Origin of the sequence: Lutibacter agarilyticus, from assembly GCF_900188235.1 — a bacterium.
GTDB lineage: Bacteria > Bacteroidota > Bacteroidia > Flavobacteriales > Flavobacteriaceae > Lutibacter > Lutibacter agarilyticus.
This window is the reverse complement of record NZ_FZNT01000006.1, coordinates 255,576-277,930: the sequence shown is the minus strand read 5'-3', so window position 1 is coordinate 277,930 and position 22,355 is coordinate 255,576. Positions and strand designations below refer to the sequence as shown.

Sequence of the window (22,355 nt, the reverse complement as noted above, 5' to 3'; positions counted from 1 at the left end):
TGTATTTTCTACAGAAATATTCATAGGACGGTTTGTTGTAAATAACCACAAGTCGAAAGTCAACAGCTAACAGCCGTCATTCCCAACTTGATTGGGAATCTTTCTCATTGAAATCAGGAACAATAATGATGAGATTGCCACGTCGTTATCTCTCCTCGCAATGACATAGCCTTTATGGTACAGTGAACATTCCACTCTTATTGTTAGAGAATTAGTGTGATGAGATGTTGAATCAAGTTCAGAATGATGGGGAAACTTGAAACGTCATTCCTGTGAAGGCAGAAACCTTTTGCTTTGAAAGTATAAACAATCTTATTCTTTTTTGCATTGCCCAAAAAAGAACCAAAAAAGTCTAGTCTGATGAAGATTTCTTTAAAATTCAATCCTCAAAAAAGACATGCGCTGAACTCGCACAGCTCAAACAGCACCGCCTGTTTCTTTTTCTTCAGATGTATTTTCTACAGAAATATTCATAGGACGGTTTGTTGTAAATAACCACAAGTCGAAAGTCAACAGCTAACAGCCGTCATTCCCAACTTGATTGGAAATCTTTCTCATTGAAATCAGGAACAATAATGATGAGATTGCCACGTCGTTTTCTCTCCTCGCAATGACATAGCCTTAATAGTATAGTAAACATTCCCCTCTCCTCGCAATGACAGAGGGTTTATAGTATAGTGAACATTCCACTCTTGTTGTTAGAGTATTATTGTGGCTAGATGCTGAATCAAGTTCAGCATGATGGGGAAACTTGAAACGTCATTCCTTGAAAACGGGAATCTTTTTGTATAGAGTTTTAATGTAAAAGACCCTCAGCCAAGCTGAGGGTGACTATTATTTTAACCTTCACTCGTCATAATAAAAAGCGGATTCATTTCAAAACTATTATAATATGGACGTAAACGATCTGTGTTATAAAACTTTTCAATATTTACTAATTTTGATTTTCCTACTACCACATCAATAGGTACATTATCATATCGACCATTTTTTAATACCACTAAACGTCCGTGAACTCCTTTCAAAATAAGGTCTAAGGCTAAATTTCCATACGCCATAGGTACAATTGAATCTACAGCATCAGGATCTCCACCACGTACTAAATACCCTAATTTTTGATTGATGACATTTATTTTTTTACCATTATTATATTTTGGAGATAATTCTTTAATATTTTCAGAAACAGCATCTCCAATACCTCCTAATTTTGCATGTCCAAATTGATCTTTTACAGCATCTTTAAATACCATAGCTCCACCTTCAAACATAGCACCTTCAGAAACCAATACCACAGAATAATTACTAGGATTTTCATAACGATCTTTTACTAAATGTTCGGTTAAATTTTCAATATTAAATTTAAATTCAGGAATTACACAACGGTTAGCTGCACCAGCCATAGTTGGTAACATTGCTGTAAAACCTGCATACCTTCCAAATACTTCTAACACTAAGAAACGCTCGTGAGAACCTGCAGAAGTTCGTAAAGTATTGGTCATATTTATGGTTCGTGTAATACACGTACTAAATCCAATACAATAATCTGTCCCCGGTACATCATTATCCATTGTTTTTGGAATGGCAACTACTTTAAATCCTTCTTTATACAACCTCACGGCATAGCTTAAGGTGTCGTCTCCTCCAATAGGAATTAAAAAATCTACGCCTAAAAAAGCCAAATTATCCAATACAACTTTAGTCATATCGTTAAACTCTTCATTATAAGTATCTCTATGTTGTTCGGGTACATTATCTTTTGGTAAATGACTAGGTCGTGTTCTAGAGCTATGTAAAAATGTTCCTCCTGTTCTACCTGCTCTATTTACAATAATTTGAGTAAGTTCAATAAAATTATTACTATTATCTGCCTTTTTATCTTGATTTAACTCAACAATACCGGCCCATCCCCTTCTTAAACCAATAACCCTATACCCTTCACGCATTGCTCTAATTGTAATTGCTCTAATTGCTGGGTTTAAACCAGGAACATCTCCTCCTCCTGTTAAAATTGCAATAGTACCTCTATTTTTTTTCGCCATGATTTTTATATTTATGATTAATTAAGTTTTAAACTGTGCATGTTATTATGTTGATCTTTTCATTTACTTAAAAATGAACATCATAAAAAGAGTCATAATTATGAATTATTTAAAGACGAATAACATATTGTTTGAATGGTTTTACTCTCAAATATAACGATTTATATTTACCTATTTTAACATCTAATCAATAATTTAATTGGTTTTCATCAATTCTTTATTTTTTTTAAAATACCCCTATATTTATAAATCATAAAAAAGTTTTAGACATTTATTTATTAAATATGTTATCATTATTCAACTAAATATTACCACCTTAGATACTACAATTAAAGATTAAACTATCTTCAATTATTTAACATTATTCAGATTTAATCGCTAATTTCTCAGCTTTTTATTTATATATTTACAAATAACATAACGTTAAATTTATGTTATCTAACTACTAACTAATCTTTTTTCACACATGAAAAATCTACTTTTAACAGGGATGGTATTGTTATTTCTTACATCTTGTCAAAAACAACGTTACACACAACAATCTGAAGAAATTGAAACCGTAAAAAAATTAATTTCGAATTACAATGCCAAAGAATATGCATCTGTTGTTTCACATTTTGCTGATACTGCAAATGTGTATTTTAATTCTTCACAATCGTTTAAAGCTAGTAAATTACCAGAATACCATGCACCTACAGATGCCGAATTTTCTTCAAGAGGTTTTATTGATGAAGGATTAGAATATGAAATGGTTGAAACTGATTAGGGTGAAATTTGGGTAAACTTTTGGGGAACTTGGGAAGGAACACTAGCCGCTAATGAGAAAAACATAACACTTCCAATTCATTTAACATTTCAATTTATAAATGGTAACATTGTAACTGAATATGGCTATTGGGATGCCTCCCCTCTTGTACTTGCTTTACAAGAAGTAGCTGCAAACAGCAAACATTTAGATGCTGTTAAACAAATGTACAGTGCTATTGACAAAGGTGATATTCCTTCGCTTGTAGCTGGTATGGATCCTGCTATAGTTTGGAATGAAGCTGAAAATTTTATTTATGCCAACGGAAACCCATATATAGGTCCTGATGCTGTTATTGCAGGTGTTTTCCAAAGAATTGGTGCCGATTGGGAATATTTTAAAGTGGTAGATAAAAACTTTTATACAATAAATGACTCTAAGGTATTAGTAATTGGAAGGTATGATGCCAAGCATAAAACTACTTCCAAAAAAATATTTGCACAGGCTGTGCATTTATGGACTTTAAAAAATGGAAAAGCTATTGAATTTCAACAATATACCGACACTAAGCAAGCTTTTGATGCTATTCAATAAATAAAAACTATAAGTCTAATTTTGGACATTATAATTTCTTTATACTACGTTGAAATCAATCATGAGATTTATTTTAACCATAAAAGATTGCCACTTTTTTATAATGAATTACGAATTTTTAAAATTTTAATTAATTATTGCTATTTATTATTAATTAATTGTATATTTGCAACTTATATAATATAATAATAAATATCATGAGTAAAGGAACAGTAAAATTCTTCAACGAAACTAAAGGTTTTGGATTTATTAAAGAAGATGGTTCAGGTAGCGAACATTTTGTACACATTTCAGGTTTAATCGATGAAATTCGTGAAGGTGATGAGGTTGAATTCGAATTACAAGAAGGTAGAAAAGGAATGAACGCAGTAAACGTAAAAGTAATCTAATATACACTATATATATTATTTTTAATGTACAAGCCTATCAACTATGTTGATAGGCTTTTTTTTGTGCTTATAATTTATTACTTCTTATGTATCACAAACAACCCTGTTTTTAAATATTATACTATATTTAGCTTTTTAAATGTAACTTTTTTACTATGGCCGAAAAAACATTGTGGGGACACCCTAAAGGATTGTACGTGTTATTTTTCACTGAAATGTGGGAACGTTTTTCCTATTATGGTATGCGTGCCATTTTAATTCTATACTTAACTGCGAAAACAAGCGAAATAAACCCAGGACTAGGTTGGGATAAAGTATCTGCCTTAGAATTGTACGGTTGGTATACAATGATGGTGTATGTAATGTCTGTTCCTGGTGGTTTATTAGCTGATAGACTCTTAGGTCAGAAAAAAACAGTGATGTTGGGTGGGTTTTTACTCTGTATTGGTCATATTGTGTTAGCTTTTGATGCTGTTTGGGCTTTTTATACCGGAATTGTTTTAATTGTTTTGGGTGTTGGCGCATTAAAACCTAACATATCAACAATGGTAGGTGGCTTGTATAAACAAGGAGATATTAAAAGAGATAGCGCTTTTACAATTTTTTATATAGGAATTAATATTGGCGCATTTATTGCTCCTTTATTGGTTGGTTATGTAGGTGAAGTTATCAATTGGCATTATGGCTTTGGATTGGCAGGAATTGGAATGCTTTTAGGACAACTTGTTTATATATGGGGGCAAAAATACTTGAAAGATGTTGGTAATTTTGTACCTGTTGAGCGTATAAAAGGAAGTTCTGAAAAAGTAAAACTAACTGCTATTGAGAAAGATAGAATGGTGGTTTTAATTTTATCATTTATCATTGTGATTGTTTTTTGGGGCGCTTATGAACAGGCTGGCGGATTGATGAATTTATATGCACGTGATAAAATTGATAGAGTCATGTTTGGCTTTACTGTCCCTACCAGTTTTTTACAAGCGTTACATGCTTTTTACGTGATTATTATTGGTGTTCCAATCGCTTATTTTTGGACACAATGGCGTAACAAAGGAAAAGAAGATTCTTCGTTATTTAAAATGGGTGTAGGTACTGTAATTACAGGGTTTGGATTTTTATTATTAGCAGCTGCAGCTATTGAAACTTCTACTTCTTTAGATGGAAAAGCTTCTATATATTGGATGCTTGGTGCTTACTTTTTACATGTAGTAGGCGAATTAAGCATTTCTCCTGTTGCACTTTCTTTTATTACAAAATTAGCTCCGGTTAAATATGCAAGTTTTATGATGGGCGCCTATTTTATGGTTAGCGGTTTAGGGAATAAAGTAGCTGGATGGATTGGTGAAGCTGCGCAAGATGCCGGTGAATACACTATATTTATGAGCGTATTTGCATTTTGTGTTGCATTTGGACTGTTGTTAATTATATTTGTTAAGAAGTTAAAGAAATTAACACACGGAGCCGATACGGTACAAGCTTTACCAATTGTAGAAGCTGAATAACTATTTTTTTTGAAATTTAAAAATGGCTGAAGATAAAAAAAAATCTAATTTTGAAGATTCTTTAATTGAGATTAAGCGTAAATCTGAATTTACACTAATTTTAATTAAAAATAAAAAGAAGGTTTCTAAAGCATTGGTAGACTTTTTAATTGGTGTTAAAAATGAAGCATATGACACCAAGGAAACTTCACGCATAATTGTAAAATATCTTTACCAACAAAAAATTACTAAAGACGAAGAAAAACACTTAAAAGTTCAGGTGTATGATGTTTTTAAAATTTTAGGTGTTGGTGTGCCTTTTATGTTAATTCCTGGTGCAAGTATTATTATTCCTTTTATTTTAAAAGTAGCTGAAAAAAAAGGGATCGATTTGTATCCTTCAAATTTTAAATCGAAGGACAAACCTGATGCTACAACCTTAGAATAAGTGTTAATAGCTGAAATATCAAAAGCAACGTCATTCCTGTGAAGGCAGAAACCTTTTGCTTTGAAAGTCTAAACAATCTTATTCTTTTTTGCATTGCCCAAAAATGAAATCGACATAGGAGATTCACGAATACTTCATAAAATAATAAATGAGTGAGCTAACCAAAAAAGTCTAGTCTGATGAAGATTTCTTTAAAATTCAATCCTCAAAAAAGACATGCGCTGAACTCGCACAGCTCAAACAGCACCGCCTGTTTCTTTTTCTTCAGATGTATTTTCTACAGAAATATTCATAGGACGGTTTGTTGTAAATAACCACAAGTCGAAAGTCAACAGCTAACAGCCGTCATTCCCAACTTGATTGGGAATCTTTCTCATTGAAATTAGGAACAATAATGATGAGATTGCCACGTCGTTATCTCTCCTCGCAATGACAGAGGGTTTATAGTGTCGTGGATATTTCAAAAAAAAACGTCATTCCCAACTTGATTGGGAATCTTTCTCATTGAAATCGGGAATTAAAATGATGAGATTGCCACGTCGTTATCTCTCCTCGCAATGACAGAGGGTTTATAGTGTCGTGGATATTTCAAAAAAAAAACGTCATTCCCAACTTGATTGGGAATCTTTTTCATTGAAATCGGGAACAATAATGATGAGATTGCCACGTCGTTATCTCTCCTCGCAATGACATAGCCTTTATGGTATAGTGAACATTCCACTCTCCTTGCAATGACAGAGGGTTTAGAAACGAACCTATTAATTACTACGTAACTTACTTATAATGAACTGATATTTTTTTGGTTTCTATTTTTTATTTTGATTTCAAAAGTGTATTTTTGGTTAGCTATGAAAAATAATATGACACAAAAAAAGGATTCTTTACCTACCCTATTGTTAAAAAAAGTTGAACACCGAAATAAGGTGCAGCTATTGGTGTTGTTCGATTTTAACTTCAAAATGAAGGAACAAATTAAGGCTTTAGGGGGTTATTATTGGAGTCAGTCTTTGAAAGGTTGGTACACTCCTTTTTCTTCAGAAAATGTTACTATTTTAAAAGAGGCTTTAAAAGATAGTGCTTCTTTTAAGTTAGATGCTTCAGTTTATGAAAGTATTTCGGTGATACCGCTTCGTAAACAGCGTAATATTTCCGAAGAAAATAAAAACGTTTTGCGCTTATTTGTAAAATATTTAAAAGGTAAACGATTTAGTGAAAGCACTGTAAAAACGTATTTTACTTTTGTGGCTGATTTTTTTGATTATATACAGGATACTGAACTAGAGAGCGTAAACAATCGTACTATTGAGTTGTTTATTGAAGATGTTTTTATTCCGAGGAAATATAGCATTAGTACACATAGGCAATTTATTAGTGCTATGAAGGTATTTAAGGCTTTTTATCCTGAATCTAAAATAGACGAAATACAATTAAAACGCCCTAAAAAAAGTAAATTATTGCCTACGGTTTTAAGTAAAGAAGAAATTATAGATTTATTGCGTTGTACCAAAAATTTAAAACATCGTGCTATATTGGCTATGATTTATAGTGCTGGATTGCGTATTAGTGAACTGTTAAATTTAACGCTTAAAGATATTGATATTGATCGCCGACAGATTATTGTTAAAAATAGTAAAGGAAGACGTGACAGACATATTATTTTGGCAGATAGTTTTATTCCGTTGTTATTAAATTACGTAAATAGTTTTGATCCGGTTACTTATTTTGCTGAAGGAAAACCTGGTGTTAAATACAGTTCAGAAAGTGTGCGAGCATTTTTACACCGTTCAACCAAAATGGCTAAAATTTCAAAAAAGGTAACTCCGCATACGTTACGTCATAGTTATGCTACGCATTTATTAGAAAATGGAATTGATTTACGCTATATACAAGAGTTGCTAGGCCACGCAAAACCTGAAACAACTATGATTTACACACATGTAAGTAAAAAAGATTTATTGAATATTAAAAGCCCGTTAGATATTGCTTTAAAAAGTTTATCACAAGATAACGGAAATTCAACTCACTTTACTAAAAAAATATCTGGGAATATTAATTAAATCAGTTATATTTATACTACAATTTAACCTTACAATTAAACATTAAAATGTTTCATAAAATAATTAGCCTAGCATTGGTTATTACATTCTCTATTTGTAAACTAAATGCTCAATATACTATTCAGTTTAGCGATAATTATCCACCTTATAATTATTTAAATGAAAATAAAGAACTTGTAGGTTTTAATGTTGATTTATTAAATGCTATTATAGATTTATATAAAACCGATATACAAATTAGTAGCGGTAACTGGAAAAAAATTAATAATGCGCTTGCATCTGATAAAATTGATGCCATAGGTGGATTTCATTTCCCTGGGAGTCTTGATTCTGAATATATTTACACACGATCGGCCATAAATACGTCGCATTGCTTTTTATTCAATAGTAATTATTTAACTAAATTTTCGCTTGAATATTTAAGAACATCAAAAAAACCACTAATAGCTATGTGGAAAAACGATGTTCTTATTCATTATATAACATCTATTAATCCGTCTGCGCAATTTTTATTTGTTACATCTTACGAAGATTTAGTAAATGCAATAGATAGAGAAGATGTAACTTGTGTTTTTGGGCAAAGAACAGGTGCTATGTATTATGCAAAGCAACTTAACAAAGATTATGTAATACCTTTTGATCATAGAATTTTAGAGCGGTCTATGGGCTTTAAGGTTTCAAAAAATGTTCCAGAATTGGCTTCTATTTTAAATAATGGTTTAGAAGTTATTTTAGCCAATGGCACCTATCAACAAATTTATGATGAATGGATTGCTAAGTATGATAAAAGCCCAACTAATTGGAAAGAGCATATTGAAACAATATTAATAATAAGTTTAATTGTTATAACATTATTTATATTATTACTTATTGCTAACTGGATTTTACAAACAAAAGTTAGAAATAAAACTAAAGACCTTAGAGCACAATTAGAATTGAATTCTGAAATAATGACCGAGCTAGAACAAGAGAAAAATAAGGCACAAGAAAGCGACAGAATGAAGTCGGCCTTTTTGGCTAATATGAGTCATGAAATTAGAACACCTATGAACGGTATTTTAGGGTTTACCAATCTTTTAAAAACAGTTGATTATTCTTCGGAAAAGCAGGCTCAATTTATTGATATTATTCAGAAAAGCGGGCATAGAATGTTAGATACTATTAATAATATTATTGATGTTTCTAAGCTTGAATCGGGACTTGAAAAACCAAGCATTAAAGAAGTTAATATTCAGAAAAACATCACCGAACTATGTGAGTTTTTTATGCACGAAGCATCTGAGAAAGGACTACATTTAATTTTTAAAGAAGGATCATCTACATTGTCTAAACCATTTTATACAGATGAATACAAACTAAACTCTATACTTACAAACCTTATTAAAAATGGATTGAAATTTACCCATGAGGGCTATGTTGAATTAAAATACCATTTAAGTAATGAGGCTGTTGAATTTTGGATAAAAGATACAGGGATTGGAATTCCGCTTGATAAGCAAAAAACCATTTTTGATGATTTTGTACAAGCTGACTACTCACATTCTAGTGGTTATGAAGGTTCTGGTTTGGGCTTATCAATTTCAAAAGGCTATGTTGAATTATTAAATGGAGCGCTAAAACTTGAGTCAGAAACTGGCAAAGGTTCGATTTTTTATGTTCGTATTCCTAATTTAAATAATGGTATTGAATTACAAAAAACACCACAAAAAAAAGAATTCATAAAATCTACACCGTTTTATAAACTAAATATGTTAATTGCTGAAGATGACAACATGTCTTTTTTATATTTAAAAACCTCTTTGGAAGGTGTGGCCAAAAATATTATTAGAGCTACTAATGGTAAAGAGGTGGTTGAGTTGGTTAAAAATAATACTGATATAGATGTGATATTAATGGATGTTAAAATGCCTTTATTAAATGGCTATGAAGCAACCAAAGCGATTCGAAAATTTAATAAAACGGTTTATATAATTGCACAAACGGCTTATGCCCAAGAAAATTTTAAACAAGAAGCAATTGCTGTTGGATGCGATTCGTATATTTCGAAACCTATAGACCAAGATCAATTACTTAAATTATTGGCCAAAATTATTATAAACTAAAGAGCTGTTGTTTTTAAGTTATTTATTTTGGTAATGAAATAAAAGATTAAGAGTAATTGGTACTTTATATATTTTGTTTATTTAAAAAAATGTTTAATTTAGTTAAAAATTTAAAAATTGTTATTTCGAGCATTTTATTTAACTGATAAAAAAGTAAAAACATACGTTTATCCGGAAATTTAACCCGATAAACAGTTAATATAGTTTTGATATAACAAGTTAGCCACAAGGCGAAAACCAATCTGAACAAATAAAAAATGGAGAAAGATTATTTTCTTTTAGAGGACAAAAAAAAAGATATTGAATCCAAGTTCTTAATCAAAAACGGTTGGTTGAAAATATACGAAGACGATTCTAAAGATTTTGACGATTCTGCTGGAATATATTGCTGTCTAATATCAAATGACAAAGTTGATAAATACAGTGAAGACTATAGTTGGCCACTTTCTATGGGAAGTGAAGGAAAACCATCTGTTTTTGGAGACAACACATATAAATCCAATGACGAAGAAGGTTTAGAACCTTTTTTATTTTACAAAAGTTTTTCATTACAAGAAACTTCAATAAAATACATAGATGTTGCAGAAGAATTTGTTCTCTACTTTAGACTTTACGAAAAAGGAAATGACAAACAAAACCGCACATTTTATTATGTAAGCGATTATGGAGAATTGGACGAAGTACTAATTATTGAGCCAAAACTGATTAAAGTTAAAATCAAGTATTTGAGAGAATATATCACAATGAGAGATATGAACTTCGTAGTTTGCTATGATTTTATGAGATTGCTAAAAAAAATCCCTTCAGATTGGAACATAAAACACAAGGATGAATTAATCAAAGAAAACGAGTTTATTTACAGTCATTTAATTCGAAATGTATCCGACAAAACTCAAAGTTGGGTAATGGGAAAAGTATTCATTAAACCAAATGGCATAAAAAAATCACATTTTGACTTCGGAGAATCTAAAAATGAAAGCTTCATAATCGGAATTGATGACGAAGGAGAATTAATTTATGAAGATTGCGGAAAAACAGATGGAAATCAATTCAAAGTAACCTATTTCAAAAAAGAGGTTTTAAATAAATATTACAATGAACCAAACAAATACCAAGTTGATGGATTCAGCGTTGGTTCAAAATTTTTTAGATTAAAAATAGACAATAATGTTGACGATTATATTCCAGTATTTCTTACCAATTTAAGAATGCTTCCAGAAAAGGAACAACTTCATTGGAAACAATATAACATTCCACCAAAAGAAGGAATGAATATAAGCCGAACTTATTACAGAACTATGATAGAAGGTCAATGGGCAGAAGAACCCGAAACAGTTGACTTGTTTTTTAAATCAAAATATCAAAGCTTCAACAAAAAATGGCAAGAAAAGTTTGGTTGGCAATTGTACAAACCATTATCCAAAACAGATGAGCATCTATTTACAGCATTACATAAGATAACTACAAACAATGTAAAATCTTTCTGTGAACAAACCTTAACAATAGTAAAACTGACTATTGATAGACTAAATGAAAAGGAGTTAACAAAAGGATTAAATTTAGATTCTAAAATTCGAGGAATTGGAAAGTTTGAAAAGTTTTTGGAATCAAAAGGAATGAACATTCCCGATATGTTTGTGTTTTTAAGAAATCTTCAAAATTTAAGGTCTGGACTAATTGCTCACACATTTAGCGAATCTAATAAAGACTGTAAGAAAGCTATTGAATATTTCGGAATTACCGATAGTAATTACATTGAAGTTTTAGATGAAATATTTGTAAAGTCAGTGTTTACGTTTAATACTTTGGGAAAATATTTTGAGTTGAAAGAATAAAAGCCCAGTGGCTAACAATGCGCATAAAAAATAGCTAATTCATTGTAAATATGATAATCATCAAACAAAAAAACATTAATTTTAAACATCGGAAAATTGCGTTTTCAAACCCGCAACTTTTCATGCTCTAACCCGTTGCCTTTAATTGCGAAAAAAATACATATATGAAAAAAAATACACGGATATTAATAATAATAAGCTATGCGGCTATAATTTTGAGTATTATTTTACTGATTTTAAATTACTATGAGCTTGATTTTAATGATTTAAAAAAGAGAACTATTGTCGGGATAGTTGGTAATATATTAATAATAATTGGAATGATATTTACATTGATTTCGATAAAGAAAAACAATTAGATTTTAAGCGGTAACAACAAAACTGAGTAATATTACGGAATTGAAGATTGAATAAATAAACTTAGCATAACGGAGAACTATAAATTGAAAGATTTAAATTAAAAAGACAAATTTCAGATTTTTACGATTGAAACGCAGATTTGAAAATTGAAACGGATTATTTTTAATATGAATAATGATTTGAACAAAATGACAAAAAAGCAACTAAAAGGCAACACCTCATAAAATTTATGCTCACATTTGAACTAATACAAACGACAAACATTCAACTAACGATTTGCTACGGCAGAAAAATCTCCAATTTTCCAGTCGCACAAATCTTATAAAATCCCGTTGTACAACATTAGAATACAGTGCTCAACACAAACTTTATAGATTAGAAAACTATGCAAATGGACATTACAAACATTCAGAAAACTAAATTTTAATTAATGAATTTAATTTTAGACTTCTTTTTAGTGAGTGGCATCGTAATTATTGCAATAGTTTTATTAAGACTACTAAGAATAAAACAGAAAGAATTGCCTCAAAAAATATTAATTGTATTTTTTTTACTTCTATTTTTTGTTTCTATCTATTTTTATGCTTCATTACATAATATTATTTGGCTAATAAGACTCACATTTCTACCAAATGATATTACTATAATTACTTTAGGTCCTTTATTGTTTCTCTATGTAAAATCACTATTCTTAAAAGAAGATAGTTTAGTGAAAAACACTTTAGTACATTTTATTCCTACTTTCTTTTTTGCTTTTGGCATTACAATTCCAACAATATTGTTCAATAATTTTAAGATAGATGAACTGGCTTACACACATACAAATTTTATACGTAGCATAATAAGAATTGAAAATTTATACTTTATTCTATACTTAATTATTTCACTACGATTGTTATCAAAATATCGAAAATTGACTAAATATAAATATTCGAACCTAAAAAAATACGATTTTAATTGGATAAAGATTATGCTTTTATCTGCATTAGGTATTATAATCATTGATATAGGACTTAAAATATATGAATTCTTTTTTGGTGATTTCCAATGGAATGTTGATAATATTTCTGTATTAGCTATGATTATCCTAGTTTCATATTTGGCTTATTATGGTGTAAACCAATCTAAAGTATTATTACCATCTTTTTTATTAGTTAATGAAGTTGATGAGCCTGAAATTAATAAGAAAAAAAAGAATACATTATCTTCTGAGAAAAAAGAAGAATTTGAAAAAATGAAAAACAAACTTGAACTTATTATAAAAACTGAACAGCCCTATTTGAACGAAGATTTGACATTAGGAAAATTAGCTGAACAGCTTTCTACAACAGACAAAAAACTTTCCACAATGTTAAATCAATACTTGAACACTACATTTTATGATTTAATAAATAAGTATCGTGTAGAGGCTGTAAAAGACAAAATAAACTTAGATAGCTATAAAAATTATAATCTATTTGGAATTGCGTCCGAATGCGGTTTTAAATCAAGAACCAGTTTCAATAGAATTTTTAAAAAAGAAACTGGTCTCTCTCCTTCTGACTTCAAAAAAAGTATTTCTTAAAGTTATTCAATGTTTTTTTTAACATATAATAACGCACCAATGCTTCTATTGGTCAACCTAAATCATTATAAATTTATTGATTTGCAGTTAAATTTATAAACTATAATAAAATGAAAAAAAAGGTATTGACATTATTAATTTGCGGACTTGCTTTAATTGCAACGTCACAAAACACTCCTGAAAAATCACAAAAACAGAGTGTAGAAAAATCAATTTTCGGAATTCAAACAGGATTTGCTGGATTATGGATTAACAATGAACTAAAACTATCAAATCAAATTGCTCTACGAACTGAATTAGGTTTTGATGCTTATGATAATGATGATTTCTATCCTAATGCTGGTTTTCTTCTGACTACCGTTATTACATTAGAACCACGATGGTATTATAATCTAGATAAAAGATCAAGTAAATCAAAACGAATAGATAATAATAGTGGAAATTTCTTTTCACTTAAAACAAGTTTTCGTTCAGACGATTTACTACTCGATTTTGGAGATGATAACAATGCACAAATAGTAGATAACTTATCAATAATTCCAACTTGGGGAATTAGAAGAAACTTAGGAAAACATTTTAATTATGAAACTGGTATTGGAGTTGGTTATATTCAATATTTTTCTAAAAATGCTGGGTTCTCAAAAAATAAAGGAGAAACTGCGGTAAATCTACACTTACGTATTGGCTATCAGTTTTAAGAATAAAAACGTTGTACAACAACGTGTATAAGTAATAGCGATTTGGTTTATAACTTAAATCGTTATTACTTTTTATTTTGTATTTTACTTTCCGAAAAGTAGTGTCTATAAAATCGCTACTACTCATACACAAACCCGTTGTAATTAATAACTCCGATGAACTGTTTCGGTCAGAAATAAAACAGATAAGATTGAGTTTAATAAAATCGATTTTTAAGATAAAAAACAGGCGGAGAATTGATTTTATTTAAAATTTGTAAAAAGACAAATTCATCTAAAAAGATAAATTTTAGTTGATTAAAAATTCGTTCAATGACAAATTTAGTAAAATGAGAAAATTGATTTTTTTTAATTAATTCAATGACAAATTAAATTAGAATGATAAATTTGAGTTCACTTCTACTCTACTGATTTTTGAGAGTTGAAACGCAAAAAGCTCAATGAAACGGAGAAATTTAAAATTAGAATGGATTTGAGCATTGAAACGGAGAAAAATTGCAGAACGCTAAAACAAGTAAAAAGATAAATTAATAACAAAAAAGATAAGGATTTTTATAAAAAACAAGAATGATAAAACTCGGAAAGTACTAAAATTCAATTATCAGCATAACGTGTCGTTAAAAATTACAACAACTCATAAAATTTATGCTTAAATTTGATTTAGTACAAACGACAAACATTCAATAAACAATTTGCTACGTCCGAAAAATCTCCGATTTTCCAGTCGCACAAATCTTATAAAAGCCCGTTGTACGTAATTTAAAAAAAAATGCTAAACGAAAAAAACAGTATTAGATTATTATGGATAGGATTATTATTATTCGTAATAGGATTTTCTCTTTTCATATGGAAAGAAAACCTTTCAACAACAGAAATTATTAATTCAGCAAAGATAGCTCAATTTGGAGATTTCATTGGAGGTGTTATAGGTTCCATTTGGTCCTTGGCGGGAGTAATATTATTTTATGTTGCTTTAACTGAACAAAGAACCGATATACAAATAAATCGAGAAACTTTAAATGCCCAAGTAAAAGCTTTAAATCAACAAATTGAGGAATTTAAATTACAAAAAGTTGAACTCGAACAAACAAGAGAAGTTTTTAAAGAACAAAGTGAAACATTAAAAATTCAAAGATTTGAAAATACATTTTTCCAATTATTAAATTTACATCACGAAATAATTGATAAATTTAACTTTAATAGAAATTTAGGGTTTTCAGATGAGAAAATTGAAAAAAGAGAGATAATCTCCAAAGCTTTCGAAGATCTTAGTTTTCGCTTTAAATCCGTTAATTCAATTAAATCAAAAAACTCTATAGGCGAAACTATTTATATAAATAATGAGCCGGAAAATATTGATATTGCGGAAACTAGAATCGATAATGCATATAAAGAATTCTATTATAAAGACTATAAACAATTGTGGAGTCACTATTTTAGAAACATATATCACATATTTAAATTCATTTATTTCTCCAAACTAATTGAAAATGAGAAAAAACAATTTTATGCGTCAATTGCAAGAGCTCAATTATCATCAGATGAATTGTTTTTAATTTTGTATAACGCATTACAACCAAAAACAGGTTATCCAAATTTTTTATTTTTAATAAAAGAGTTTGATATTTTACAAAATTTTGATTTTGGATTAGTGAAAAAATATAATTTTCATTACGCAATCTACAACCGAAAACTTAAAGATGTAAAACCTGAATTTGAGGTTTTTTAAAAAATGACTAAAAAACTACGTACAACAACTCATAAAATTTATGCTTAAATTTGAACTAGTACAAAACGACAAACATTCAACAAACAATTTGCTACGGCAGAAAAATCTCCGATTTTCCAGTCGCACAAATCTTATAAAAGCCCGTTGTGCCTAATTTGAGAAATGACTAAAAAAGATTTAAATATAATTGATAACCTTTTAGATAGGTTAAATAATTTACCGAAAATACTCCATTTAAGAGCTTCTGAAATAGGATACAAATTAACAGAAGAAGATAAAGAATTATTAAAGGATACATACCAAAAACTTGACGATATATTAAAAGAAGTTGCAGCTTTTATAAACGTGAAATTTCCCGGTAGACAAGGTTTTATACAACATTGGAATGAAATTAATTTTGATACAAAGATTGGAGATTTTAAAATCATTACAACTGACAGAGAACATATCAAAAGAGAATGGAGAAATGGAATATTTGATTTAAAAAGTTTAATAAAATCAATGAGAAATGAAATTATTCTTATGATTGATGATGAAGATGAAAAAACGATTGATTCAAAGTCCATAGATTCTAAAGTGTTTAGTGGTAATATTATTTATAATGAGAATAAAGTAACTGGAGATCAATTTCAATCATCATCAAAGAAAAAAACGACTAAACAAACGGCAAAAGATGAGAAAAATACTATTAAGAAAATATTCATATCGATAATTATTAGTGTTTTCTGTGGATTTTTAGTTTGGTATTTGACAACATATATATTTTAAGATTAAAAAAACTAGGCACAACAACTCATAAAATTTATGCTTAAATTTGAACTAGTACAACCGACAAACATTCAACAAACGATTTGCTACGGCAGAAAAATCTCCGATTTTCCAGTCGCACAAATCTTATAAAAGCCAGTTGCAAGTAATAGCTCGGATAAATTTTTCCGGTCAGAAACAAAACAGATAAAATTGAGTTTAATAAAATAGATTTTAAGATAAAACCAATCGGAGAATTGATTTGATTTAAAATTTATTAAATGACAAATTAAACTAAAAAGATAAATTTAAGTTCATTAAAAATTCGTTCAATGATAAATTCACTAAAATGACAAAATTAAGCTGATTAAAATTAGCTTAATAACAAATTTAGTAAAATGAGAAAATTGATTTTTTTTTTAATTAGTTCAATGACAAATTAAATAAAAATGATAAATTTGAGTTCACTTCTACTCTACTGATTTTTGAGAATTGAAACGCAAAAAGCTCAATGAAACGGAGAAATTTAAAATCAGAGTGGATTTGAGCATTGAAACGGAGAAAAATTGCAAAACGCTAAAACAAGTAAAAAGATAAATTAATAACAAAAAACAAAAGGATTTTTATAAAGAACAAGAATGACAAATCTCGGAAAGTACTAAAATTCAATTATCAGCATAGCGTGTCGCTAAAACTTGCAACAACTCATAAAATTTATGCTTAAATTTGATTTAGTACAAACGACAAACATTCAATAAACAATTTGCTACGTCCGAAAAATCTCCGATTTTCCAGTCGCACAAATCTTATAAAAGCCCGTTGCATAACATATTAGCTGGTGGCTTTTTCATCAAACCTAATGCTTAACCGCCTATTTTATTTTTTTTCTTTGCAATCTACACGTGTTAAAAAATTGATATACTATGAATTGGAAACAAGCTAAATTGTTAGATATTCTATTAAAAGATTTTACAATTATTAAATATAAAGGAAACGGATATACGACCGTTGAAAAAGTAAAAAAAGGTAACAAACATTTAAATAAGCTTTCTAACTTAGAAATAGATAAACTTCTATTCATAATAAAAAAGGAACAATTAAAATTACCAAAACCTATGTTAAGTGGAGATATAAGTATATTTTTAGCTAACGAATATACTATAAATGAGTTTTTAAATTCAGGAGGTTTTAAAAAAATATTTTGGAAAAACATATGGGAATTATATTTAAAAAGATTAGTTCAATTGATTGCAATTATTAGTTTTATTAAATTAGTTATTTTTGGATTAAATAAATACATAAGTCAATCAGAAAAAATAGAGGACGATAAATCATCACCCCAACAATCGGAAAAAAAACAAACAAAAGTTTTAAAGGATTCGTCAGATATCCATTATCATAAATCCAACCTAATAAATCAAGAGTATGATTCTTTAAAAGTTCAATAATTATATTCGTTAACTGTTTTATATTTTCCATCGTTTCTAAATCTTTATTCTAAAACGAGAGTAATGTTTTCTAAACCGCCAACTACATACGTGCTACTTGTAATGAATTTGGCATTACTGCCATCGCCTACGCTCAAAAAAAATAAAAATCATTTCGCTTTTTCAACTAAGCTAATTTTTATCCCACTAAAACGTTAAGCAACTATCGGCATATAAAAAATTACTTCTCTATTGTTAATATTATATTCTTTTTACTTAAATTTACTTTTTGAATGGCTGAAAAATGTGGTTAATTAAACCGTAACTTTTCATATACATTCAGTTGTAAAAAATAACGGATTTCCCTCGGAAATCCACAATTTTAGTATAATGAGTTAGATTATTGACTAACTATTTTGTTGTCGGAGTTTGAGAATTGAAACGCAAAAAAAGCAAATTGAATCGGTACGATTTTAAGCACAATTACGGAGTGAAAAGTTGAAACGTATAAAATCTCAATCAGAACCGAATTAAGCAATGAAACGTATTGATTTTAGCATAATTGCGGAGAAAAATAGGCGGAGCGAAATCCTAAAAAGATAAATTCTAACAAAACGGAGAAATAAAAAAACAAAAAGTAAAATGATTAAATCTAACTAAAACGAGAAACATTTATGATTTTGCTAATTATTACGGATTTTGAGAATTGAATCGATTCGATTTTTAGCAATGGAATGAAAAAGTTACTTTTTACAACAACTCATAAAATTTATGCTTACTTTTAAACTAAATAACGAACTGATTAACATCCAACAAACGATTTGCTACGTCCGAAAAATCTCCGATTTTCCAGTCGCACAAATCTTATAAAAGCCCGTTGCCATTCATTGTGGAAAAATCTAGCAATTAATTACAATATGAAAAACCTTTTATTATTTGCATTCATTATTTTCAGTTTGATTAATTGTAAAAAGAAAACAAAATTTATTGAGAATGAAATTCAAAAAAATCAAATTGTAATCGGACAAATAGATAGTATCTACTCCGAAATCTTGGGCGAATCTCGCGAATTATGGATACACATACCTGAGCGTGTTAAAGATGTAAAATCTGATAAAAATAAATACCCTGTTTTATACTTATTAGATGGACCTTCAAAATTTAATTCTGTAACTGGAATAGTTGAACATTTAAGTAGAAATTTTATTGTTCCAGAAATGATAATTGTTGGAATAACAAATACAAATAGGACTTTGGATTTTACTCCTCCAAAAGCAGGTCACGTAACCATTTCTAAAAATGGTATTCAAAATCCTTCAGGTGGCGGAAATAGTTTTTTTGGTTTTATGGAAAAAGAACTTATTCCCTATATAGAGAAAAATTATTCTGCATCTAAATACAGAACTTTCGTTGGTCACTCTTTAGGTGGTTTGAGCGTTGTTAACGCCCTAGTAAATAGACAAGAACTATTTAATAATTATATAGCTATAGACCCAAGTTTATGGTGGGATAATCGTGCTTTTTTAAATTTAGCTGATTCCATAATATCAGTGGAAAAATTTGATAATAAAGCACTTTATGTCGGTGTAGCCAATACATTGGAAACCGGAATAGAGCCTAAGTTGAATATTGACAAAATCCTAAATGATGATATTCCCGACACTCCTTCTCATTTTCATATAAAATCAATATTGCAATTCGTAAATTCTCTTGACACTAAAAAAGATAATAAGTTACAATTTGATTGGAAATACTATCCTAAAGATAACCACGGTAGTATTCCATTAATAACAGAGTATGATGGGCTTCGCTTCCTTTTTTCTTGGTATGAATTAAAAAATGTAAAAGGTTTAATTTTGGAGAAATCAAAATTAAATACTCAAGAGATATTGAACATAATAAATAATCACTATGCTGTCGCTTCAGACAAACTTGGTCAAGAAATGAAACCTCCTGAAAGATTAATTAAACTAATTGGAAATGCATTTATGTCTAGCAAGAGACCCAATAAGGCAAAAGCGTTATTTCTTCTAAACATTAATAACTATCCAAAAAGTACAGATGCCTTTGAAACTATGGGTAATTGTTATATACAACTATCTGACACTTTGAATGCAATTAAAACATTCAAAAAAGGACTTGATATTGGAGAAAACAAAGCTCTAAAGGAAAAATTACACAAATTGATAAACCATAATTAAAACAACGAAATGGCAACAATGTGTAAAAATAATTGCTTGGTTCTTGCCTACTCGGAAAATCCTGCGGATTTCCCTCTGGTTCGTTCCATTTTTGCTAAGTTAGTTGCTTAATCGCGCAACTATCCTTACACCAACCGTTGTAAAAAATAACGGATTTCCCTCGGAAATCCACAATTTTAGTATAATGAGTTAGATTATTGACTAACTATTTTGTTGTCGGAGTTTGAGAATTGAAACGCAAAAAAAGCAAATTGAATCGGTACGATTTTAAGCACAATTACGGAGTGAAAAGTTGAAACGTATAAAATCTCAATCAGAACCGAATTAAGCAATGAAACGTATTGATTTTAGCATAATTGCGGAGAAAAATAGGCGGAGCGAAATCCTAAAAAGATAAATTCTAACAAAACGGAGAAATAAAAAAACAAAAAGTAAAATGATTAAATCTAACTTAAACGAGAAACATTTATGATTTTGCTAATTATTACGGATTTTGAGAATTGAATCGGTTCGATTTTTAGCAATGGAATGAAAAAGTTACTTTTTACAACAACTCATAAAATTTATGCTTAAATTTGAACTAGTACAAACGACAAACATTCAACAAACGATTTGCTACGTCCGAAAAATCTCCGATTTTCCAGTCGCACAAATCTTATAAAAGCCCGTTGGCTAAAATAGCTCGGATGAACTTTTCCGGTCAGAAATAAAACAGATAAAATTGAGTTTAATAAAATAGATTTTTAAGATAAAAACAGTCGGAGAATTGATTTGATTTAAAATTACTTTCAATGACAAATTAAATAAAAATGATAAATTTGAGTTCACTTCTACTCTACCGATTTTGAGAGCTGAAACGTAAAAAACTCAATGAAACGGAGAAATTTAAAATCAGAGCGGATTTGAGCATCGAATCGGATTTTTTTAGCATTGAAACGGAAAAAAATTGCAGAACGTAAAACAAGTAAAAAGATAAATTAATAACAAAAAAGATAAGGATTTTTATAAAAAACAAGAATGACAAATCTCGGAAAGTACTAAAATTCAATTATCAGCATAACGTGTCGCTAAATTAGCCAACAACTCATAAAATTTATGCTTAAATTTGATCTAGTACAAAACGACAAACATTCTAACAAACCGATTTGCTACGTCCGAAAAATCTCCGATTTTCCAAACGCACAAATCTTATAAAAGCCCGTTGGCAACAAGCGGAAAAAAAATACTATGAACAATTTAAATGAAACTTTAAAATCCAAAAGAAACATATTAAAAGCTGTTGGAATTATAGAAATAATCGGTGGATTATCTGGAATTGGATTGATTTTTTGGTTATTACTTCAAGGGTTTCAGACAAATTCAAAATTAATTTTGGTTTTTCTGTTTCTATTAGCATTTTATGGATTTTCAATATTTGCAGGAATTGAGTTATTTAAGAAAAAAGAAAAATCAATTAATTATTCAAGAGTTTTACAATATTTTCAAATATTTGCAATTTCATTTGGTGGAATAACTTATTTATTGAGTTCTGGGGGAAACCTATTTGTTGGATATAACTTGACAAAAAACACATTGGAATTTAATTTTTCAATATTAGCTAGTGAATTTCAAATTGACATTTTCAGTTCTGACAATAACAGTTTTGTTTATTTGAATCTTTGGGCAATTATTTTACTCAACTTAATTGAAAACTCAACAAAAAAGATAAATACTGAGCTTGAAATTGAAAAAGAGAAAAAGGAAAATTATTTAAAACGAATTAATGAGTCTATGAATATTACATTAAATGAATAATGCCAGTTGCCAACAACTCATAAAATTTATGCTTACATTTAAACTAAATAACGAACCGACAAACATTCAACTAACGATTTGCTACGTCCGAAAAATCTCCGATTTTCCAGTCGCACAAATCTTATAAAAGCCCGTTGGCACAAAT

Annotated in this window: 16 protein-coding genes; 15 read left to right on the top strand and 1 reads right to left on the bottom strand. The window is 29.2% G+C overall.

Annotated elements, in window-relative coordinates; all coding sequences use genetic code 11:
- Positions 1-839 precede the first annotated feature (839 nt).
- Positions 840-2,039 carry a 6-phosphofructokinase gene (locus tag CHB67_RS11870; protein ID WP_089382004.1) on the bottom strand — a complete coding sequence of 400 codons (1,200 nt, stop codon included), beginning with the start codon at positions 2,037-2,039 and terminating at the stop codon, positions 840-842.
- A 466-nt stretch (positions 2,040-2,505) separates the two neighbouring features.
- On the opposite strand from CHB67_RS11870, the gene CHB67_RS11865 reads away from it, so the two are divergent.
- From CHB67_RS11865 to CHB67_RS11795, 15 genes are all read left to right on the top strand, one after another.
- Positions 2,506-2,805, top strand: a complete 300-nt coding sequence (locus CHB67_RS11865; RefSeq protein ID WP_089382003.1) for a hypothetical protein — start codon at positions 2,506-2,508, stop codon at positions 2,803-2,805.
- A gap of 204 nt (positions 2,806-3,009) precedes the next feature.
- Positions 3,010-3,378, top strand: coding sequence for a nuclear transport factor 2 family protein (locus CHB67_RS11860; protein WP_089382002.1), 369 nt, complete (start codon positions 3,010-3,012; stop codon positions 3,376-3,378).
- 197 nt (positions 3,379-3,575) lie between these two features.
- Positions 3,576-3,767: a cold-shock protein gene (locus CHB67_RS11855; RefSeq protein WP_089382001.1), complete on the top strand. Its 192-nt coding sequence runs from the start codon at positions 3,576-3,578 to the stop codon at positions 3,765-3,767.
- Between the two features lie 155 nt (positions 3,768-3,922).
- Entirely contained in the window at positions 3,923-5,269 is a 1,347-nt protein-coding gene (locus tag CHB67_RS11850; protein ID WP_089382000.1) for a peptide MFS transporter, read from the top strand.
- Positions 5,270-5,291: 22 nt separating this feature from the next.
- Positions 5,292-5,696, top strand: coding sequence for an LETM1 domain-containing protein (locus CHB67_RS11845; RefSeq protein WP_089381999.1), 405 nt, complete (start codon positions 5,292-5,294; stop codon positions 5,694-5,696).
- A gap of 860 nt (positions 5,697-6,556) precedes the next feature.
- Positions 6,557-7,753 (top strand): tyrosine-type recombinase/integrase, encoded by a 1,197-nt coding sequence (locus CHB67_RS11840; protein ID WP_245813522.1) that lies wholly within the window; start codon positions 6,557-6,559, stop codon positions 7,751-7,753.
- Positions 7,754-7,800: 47 nt separating this feature from the next.
- Positions 7,801-9,855, top strand: coding sequence for a response regulator (locus tag CHB67_RS11835; protein WP_089381998.1), 2,055 nt, complete (start codon positions 7,801-7,803; stop codon positions 9,853-9,855).
- Positions 9,856-10,112: 257 nt separating this feature from the next.
- Positions 10,113-11,690 carry a hypothetical protein gene (locus CHB67_RS11830; RefSeq protein WP_089381997.1) on the top strand — a complete coding sequence of 526 codons (1,578 nt, stop codon included), beginning with the start codon at positions 10,113-10,115 and terminating at the stop codon, positions 11,688-11,690.
- 790 nt (positions 11,691-12,480) lie between these two features.
- Positions 12,481-13,614 (top strand): helix-turn-helix domain-containing protein, encoded by a 1,134-nt coding sequence (locus CHB67_RS11825; RefSeq protein ID WP_089381996.1) that lies wholly within the window; start codon positions 12,481-12,483, stop codon positions 13,612-13,614.
- A gap of 110 nt (positions 13,615-13,724) precedes the next feature.
- Positions 13,725-14,312 carry a hypothetical protein gene (locus CHB67_RS11820; protein WP_089381995.1) on the top strand — a complete coding sequence of 196 codons (588 nt, stop codon included), beginning with the start codon at positions 13,725-13,727 and terminating at the stop codon, positions 14,310-14,312.
- Positions 14,313-15,081: 769 nt separating this feature from the next.
- Complete coding sequence (locus CHB67_RS11815; RefSeq protein WP_089381994.1) at positions 15,082-16,041, top strand: putative phage abortive infection protein; 960 nt, start codon at positions 15,082-15,084, stop codon at positions 16,039-16,041.
- 162 nt (positions 16,042-16,203) lie between these two features.
- Positions 16,204-16,809, top strand: a complete 606-nt coding sequence (locus CHB67_RS11810; RefSeq protein WP_089381993.1) for a hypothetical protein — start codon at positions 16,204-16,206, stop codon at positions 16,807-16,809.
- Positions 16,810-17,711: 902 nt separating this feature from the next.
- Positions 17,712-18,236 (top strand): hypothetical protein, encoded by a 525-nt coding sequence (locus CHB67_RS11805; protein ID WP_089381992.1) that lies wholly within the window; start codon positions 17,712-17,714, stop codon positions 18,234-18,236.
- Between the two features lie 896 nt (positions 18,237-19,132).
- Entirely contained in the window at positions 19,133-20,416 is a 1,284-nt protein-coding gene (locus tag CHB67_RS11800; protein WP_089381991.1) for an alpha/beta hydrolase-fold protein, read from the top strand.
- A gap of 1,227 nt (positions 20,417-21,643) precedes the next feature.
- On the top strand, positions 21,644-22,210 hold the full coding sequence (locus CHB67_RS11795; RefSeq protein WP_089381990.1) for a hypothetical protein: 567 nt from the start codon (positions 21,644-21,646) through the stop codon (positions 22,208-22,210).
- Positions 22,211-22,355: the final 145 nt, after the last annotated feature.

Excerpts from the sequence above, each read along its gene's own strand:
- CHB67_RS11870 (WP_089382004.1), bottom strand. The coding sequence starts at position 2,039 with ATGGCGAAAAAAAATAGAGGTACTATTGCAATTTTAACAGGAGGAGGA.
- CHB67_RS11865 (WP_089382003.1), top strand. The coding sequence starts at position 2,506 with ATGAAAAATCTACTTTTAACAGGGATGGTATTGTTATTTCTTACATCT.
- CHB67_RS11860 (WP_089382002.1), top strand. The coding sequence starts at position 3,010 with ATGTACAGTGCTATTGACAAAGGTGATATTCCTTCGCTTGTAGCTGGT.
- CHB67_RS11855 (WP_089382001.1), top strand. The coding sequence starts at position 3,576 with ATGAGTAAAGGAACAGTAAAATTCTTCAACGAAACTAAAGGTTTTGGA.
- CHB67_RS11850 (WP_089382000.1), top strand. The coding sequence starts at position 3,923 with ATGGCCGAAAAAACATTGTGGGGACACCCTAAAGGATTGTACGTGTTA.
- CHB67_RS11845 (WP_089381999.1), top strand. The coding sequence starts at position 5,292 with ATGGCTGAAGATAAAAAAAAATCTAATTTTGAAGATTCTTTAATTGAG.
- CHB67_RS11840 (WP_245813522.1), top strand. The coding sequence starts at position 6,557 with ATGACACAAAAAAAGGATTCTTTACCTACCCTATTGTTAAAAAAAGTT.
- CHB67_RS11835 (WP_089381998.1), top strand. The coding sequence starts at position 7,801 with ATGTTTCATAAAATAATTAGCCTAGCATTGGTTATTACATTCTCTATT.
- CHB67_RS11830 (WP_089381997.1), top strand. The coding sequence starts at position 10,113 with ATGGAGAAAGATTATTTTCTTTTAGAGGACAAAAAAAAAGATATTGAA.
- CHB67_RS11825 (WP_089381996.1), top strand. The coding sequence starts at position 12,481 with ATGAATTTAATTTTAGACTTCTTTTTAGTGAGTGGCATCGTAATTATT.
- CHB67_RS11820 (WP_089381995.1), top strand. The coding sequence starts at position 13,725 with ATGAAAAAAAAGGTATTGACATTATTAATTTGCGGACTTGCTTTAATT.
- CHB67_RS11815 (WP_089381994.1), top strand. The coding sequence starts at position 15,082 with ATGCTAAACGAAAAAAACAGTATTAGATTATTATGGATAGGATTATTA.
- CHB67_RS11810 (WP_089381993.1), top strand. The coding sequence starts at position 16,204 with ATGACTAAAAAAGATTTAAATATAATTGATAACCTTTTAGATAGGTTA.
- CHB67_RS11805 (WP_089381992.1), top strand. The coding sequence starts at position 17,712 with ATGAATTGGAAACAAGCTAAATTGTTAGATATTCTATTAAAAGATTTT.
- CHB67_RS11800 (WP_089381991.1), top strand. The coding sequence starts at position 19,133 with ATGAAAAACCTTTTATTATTTGCATTCATTATTTTCAGTTTGATTAAT.
- CHB67_RS11795 (WP_089381990.1), top strand. The coding sequence starts at position 21,644 with ATGAACAATTTAAATGAAACTTTAAAATCCAAAAGAAACATATTAAAA.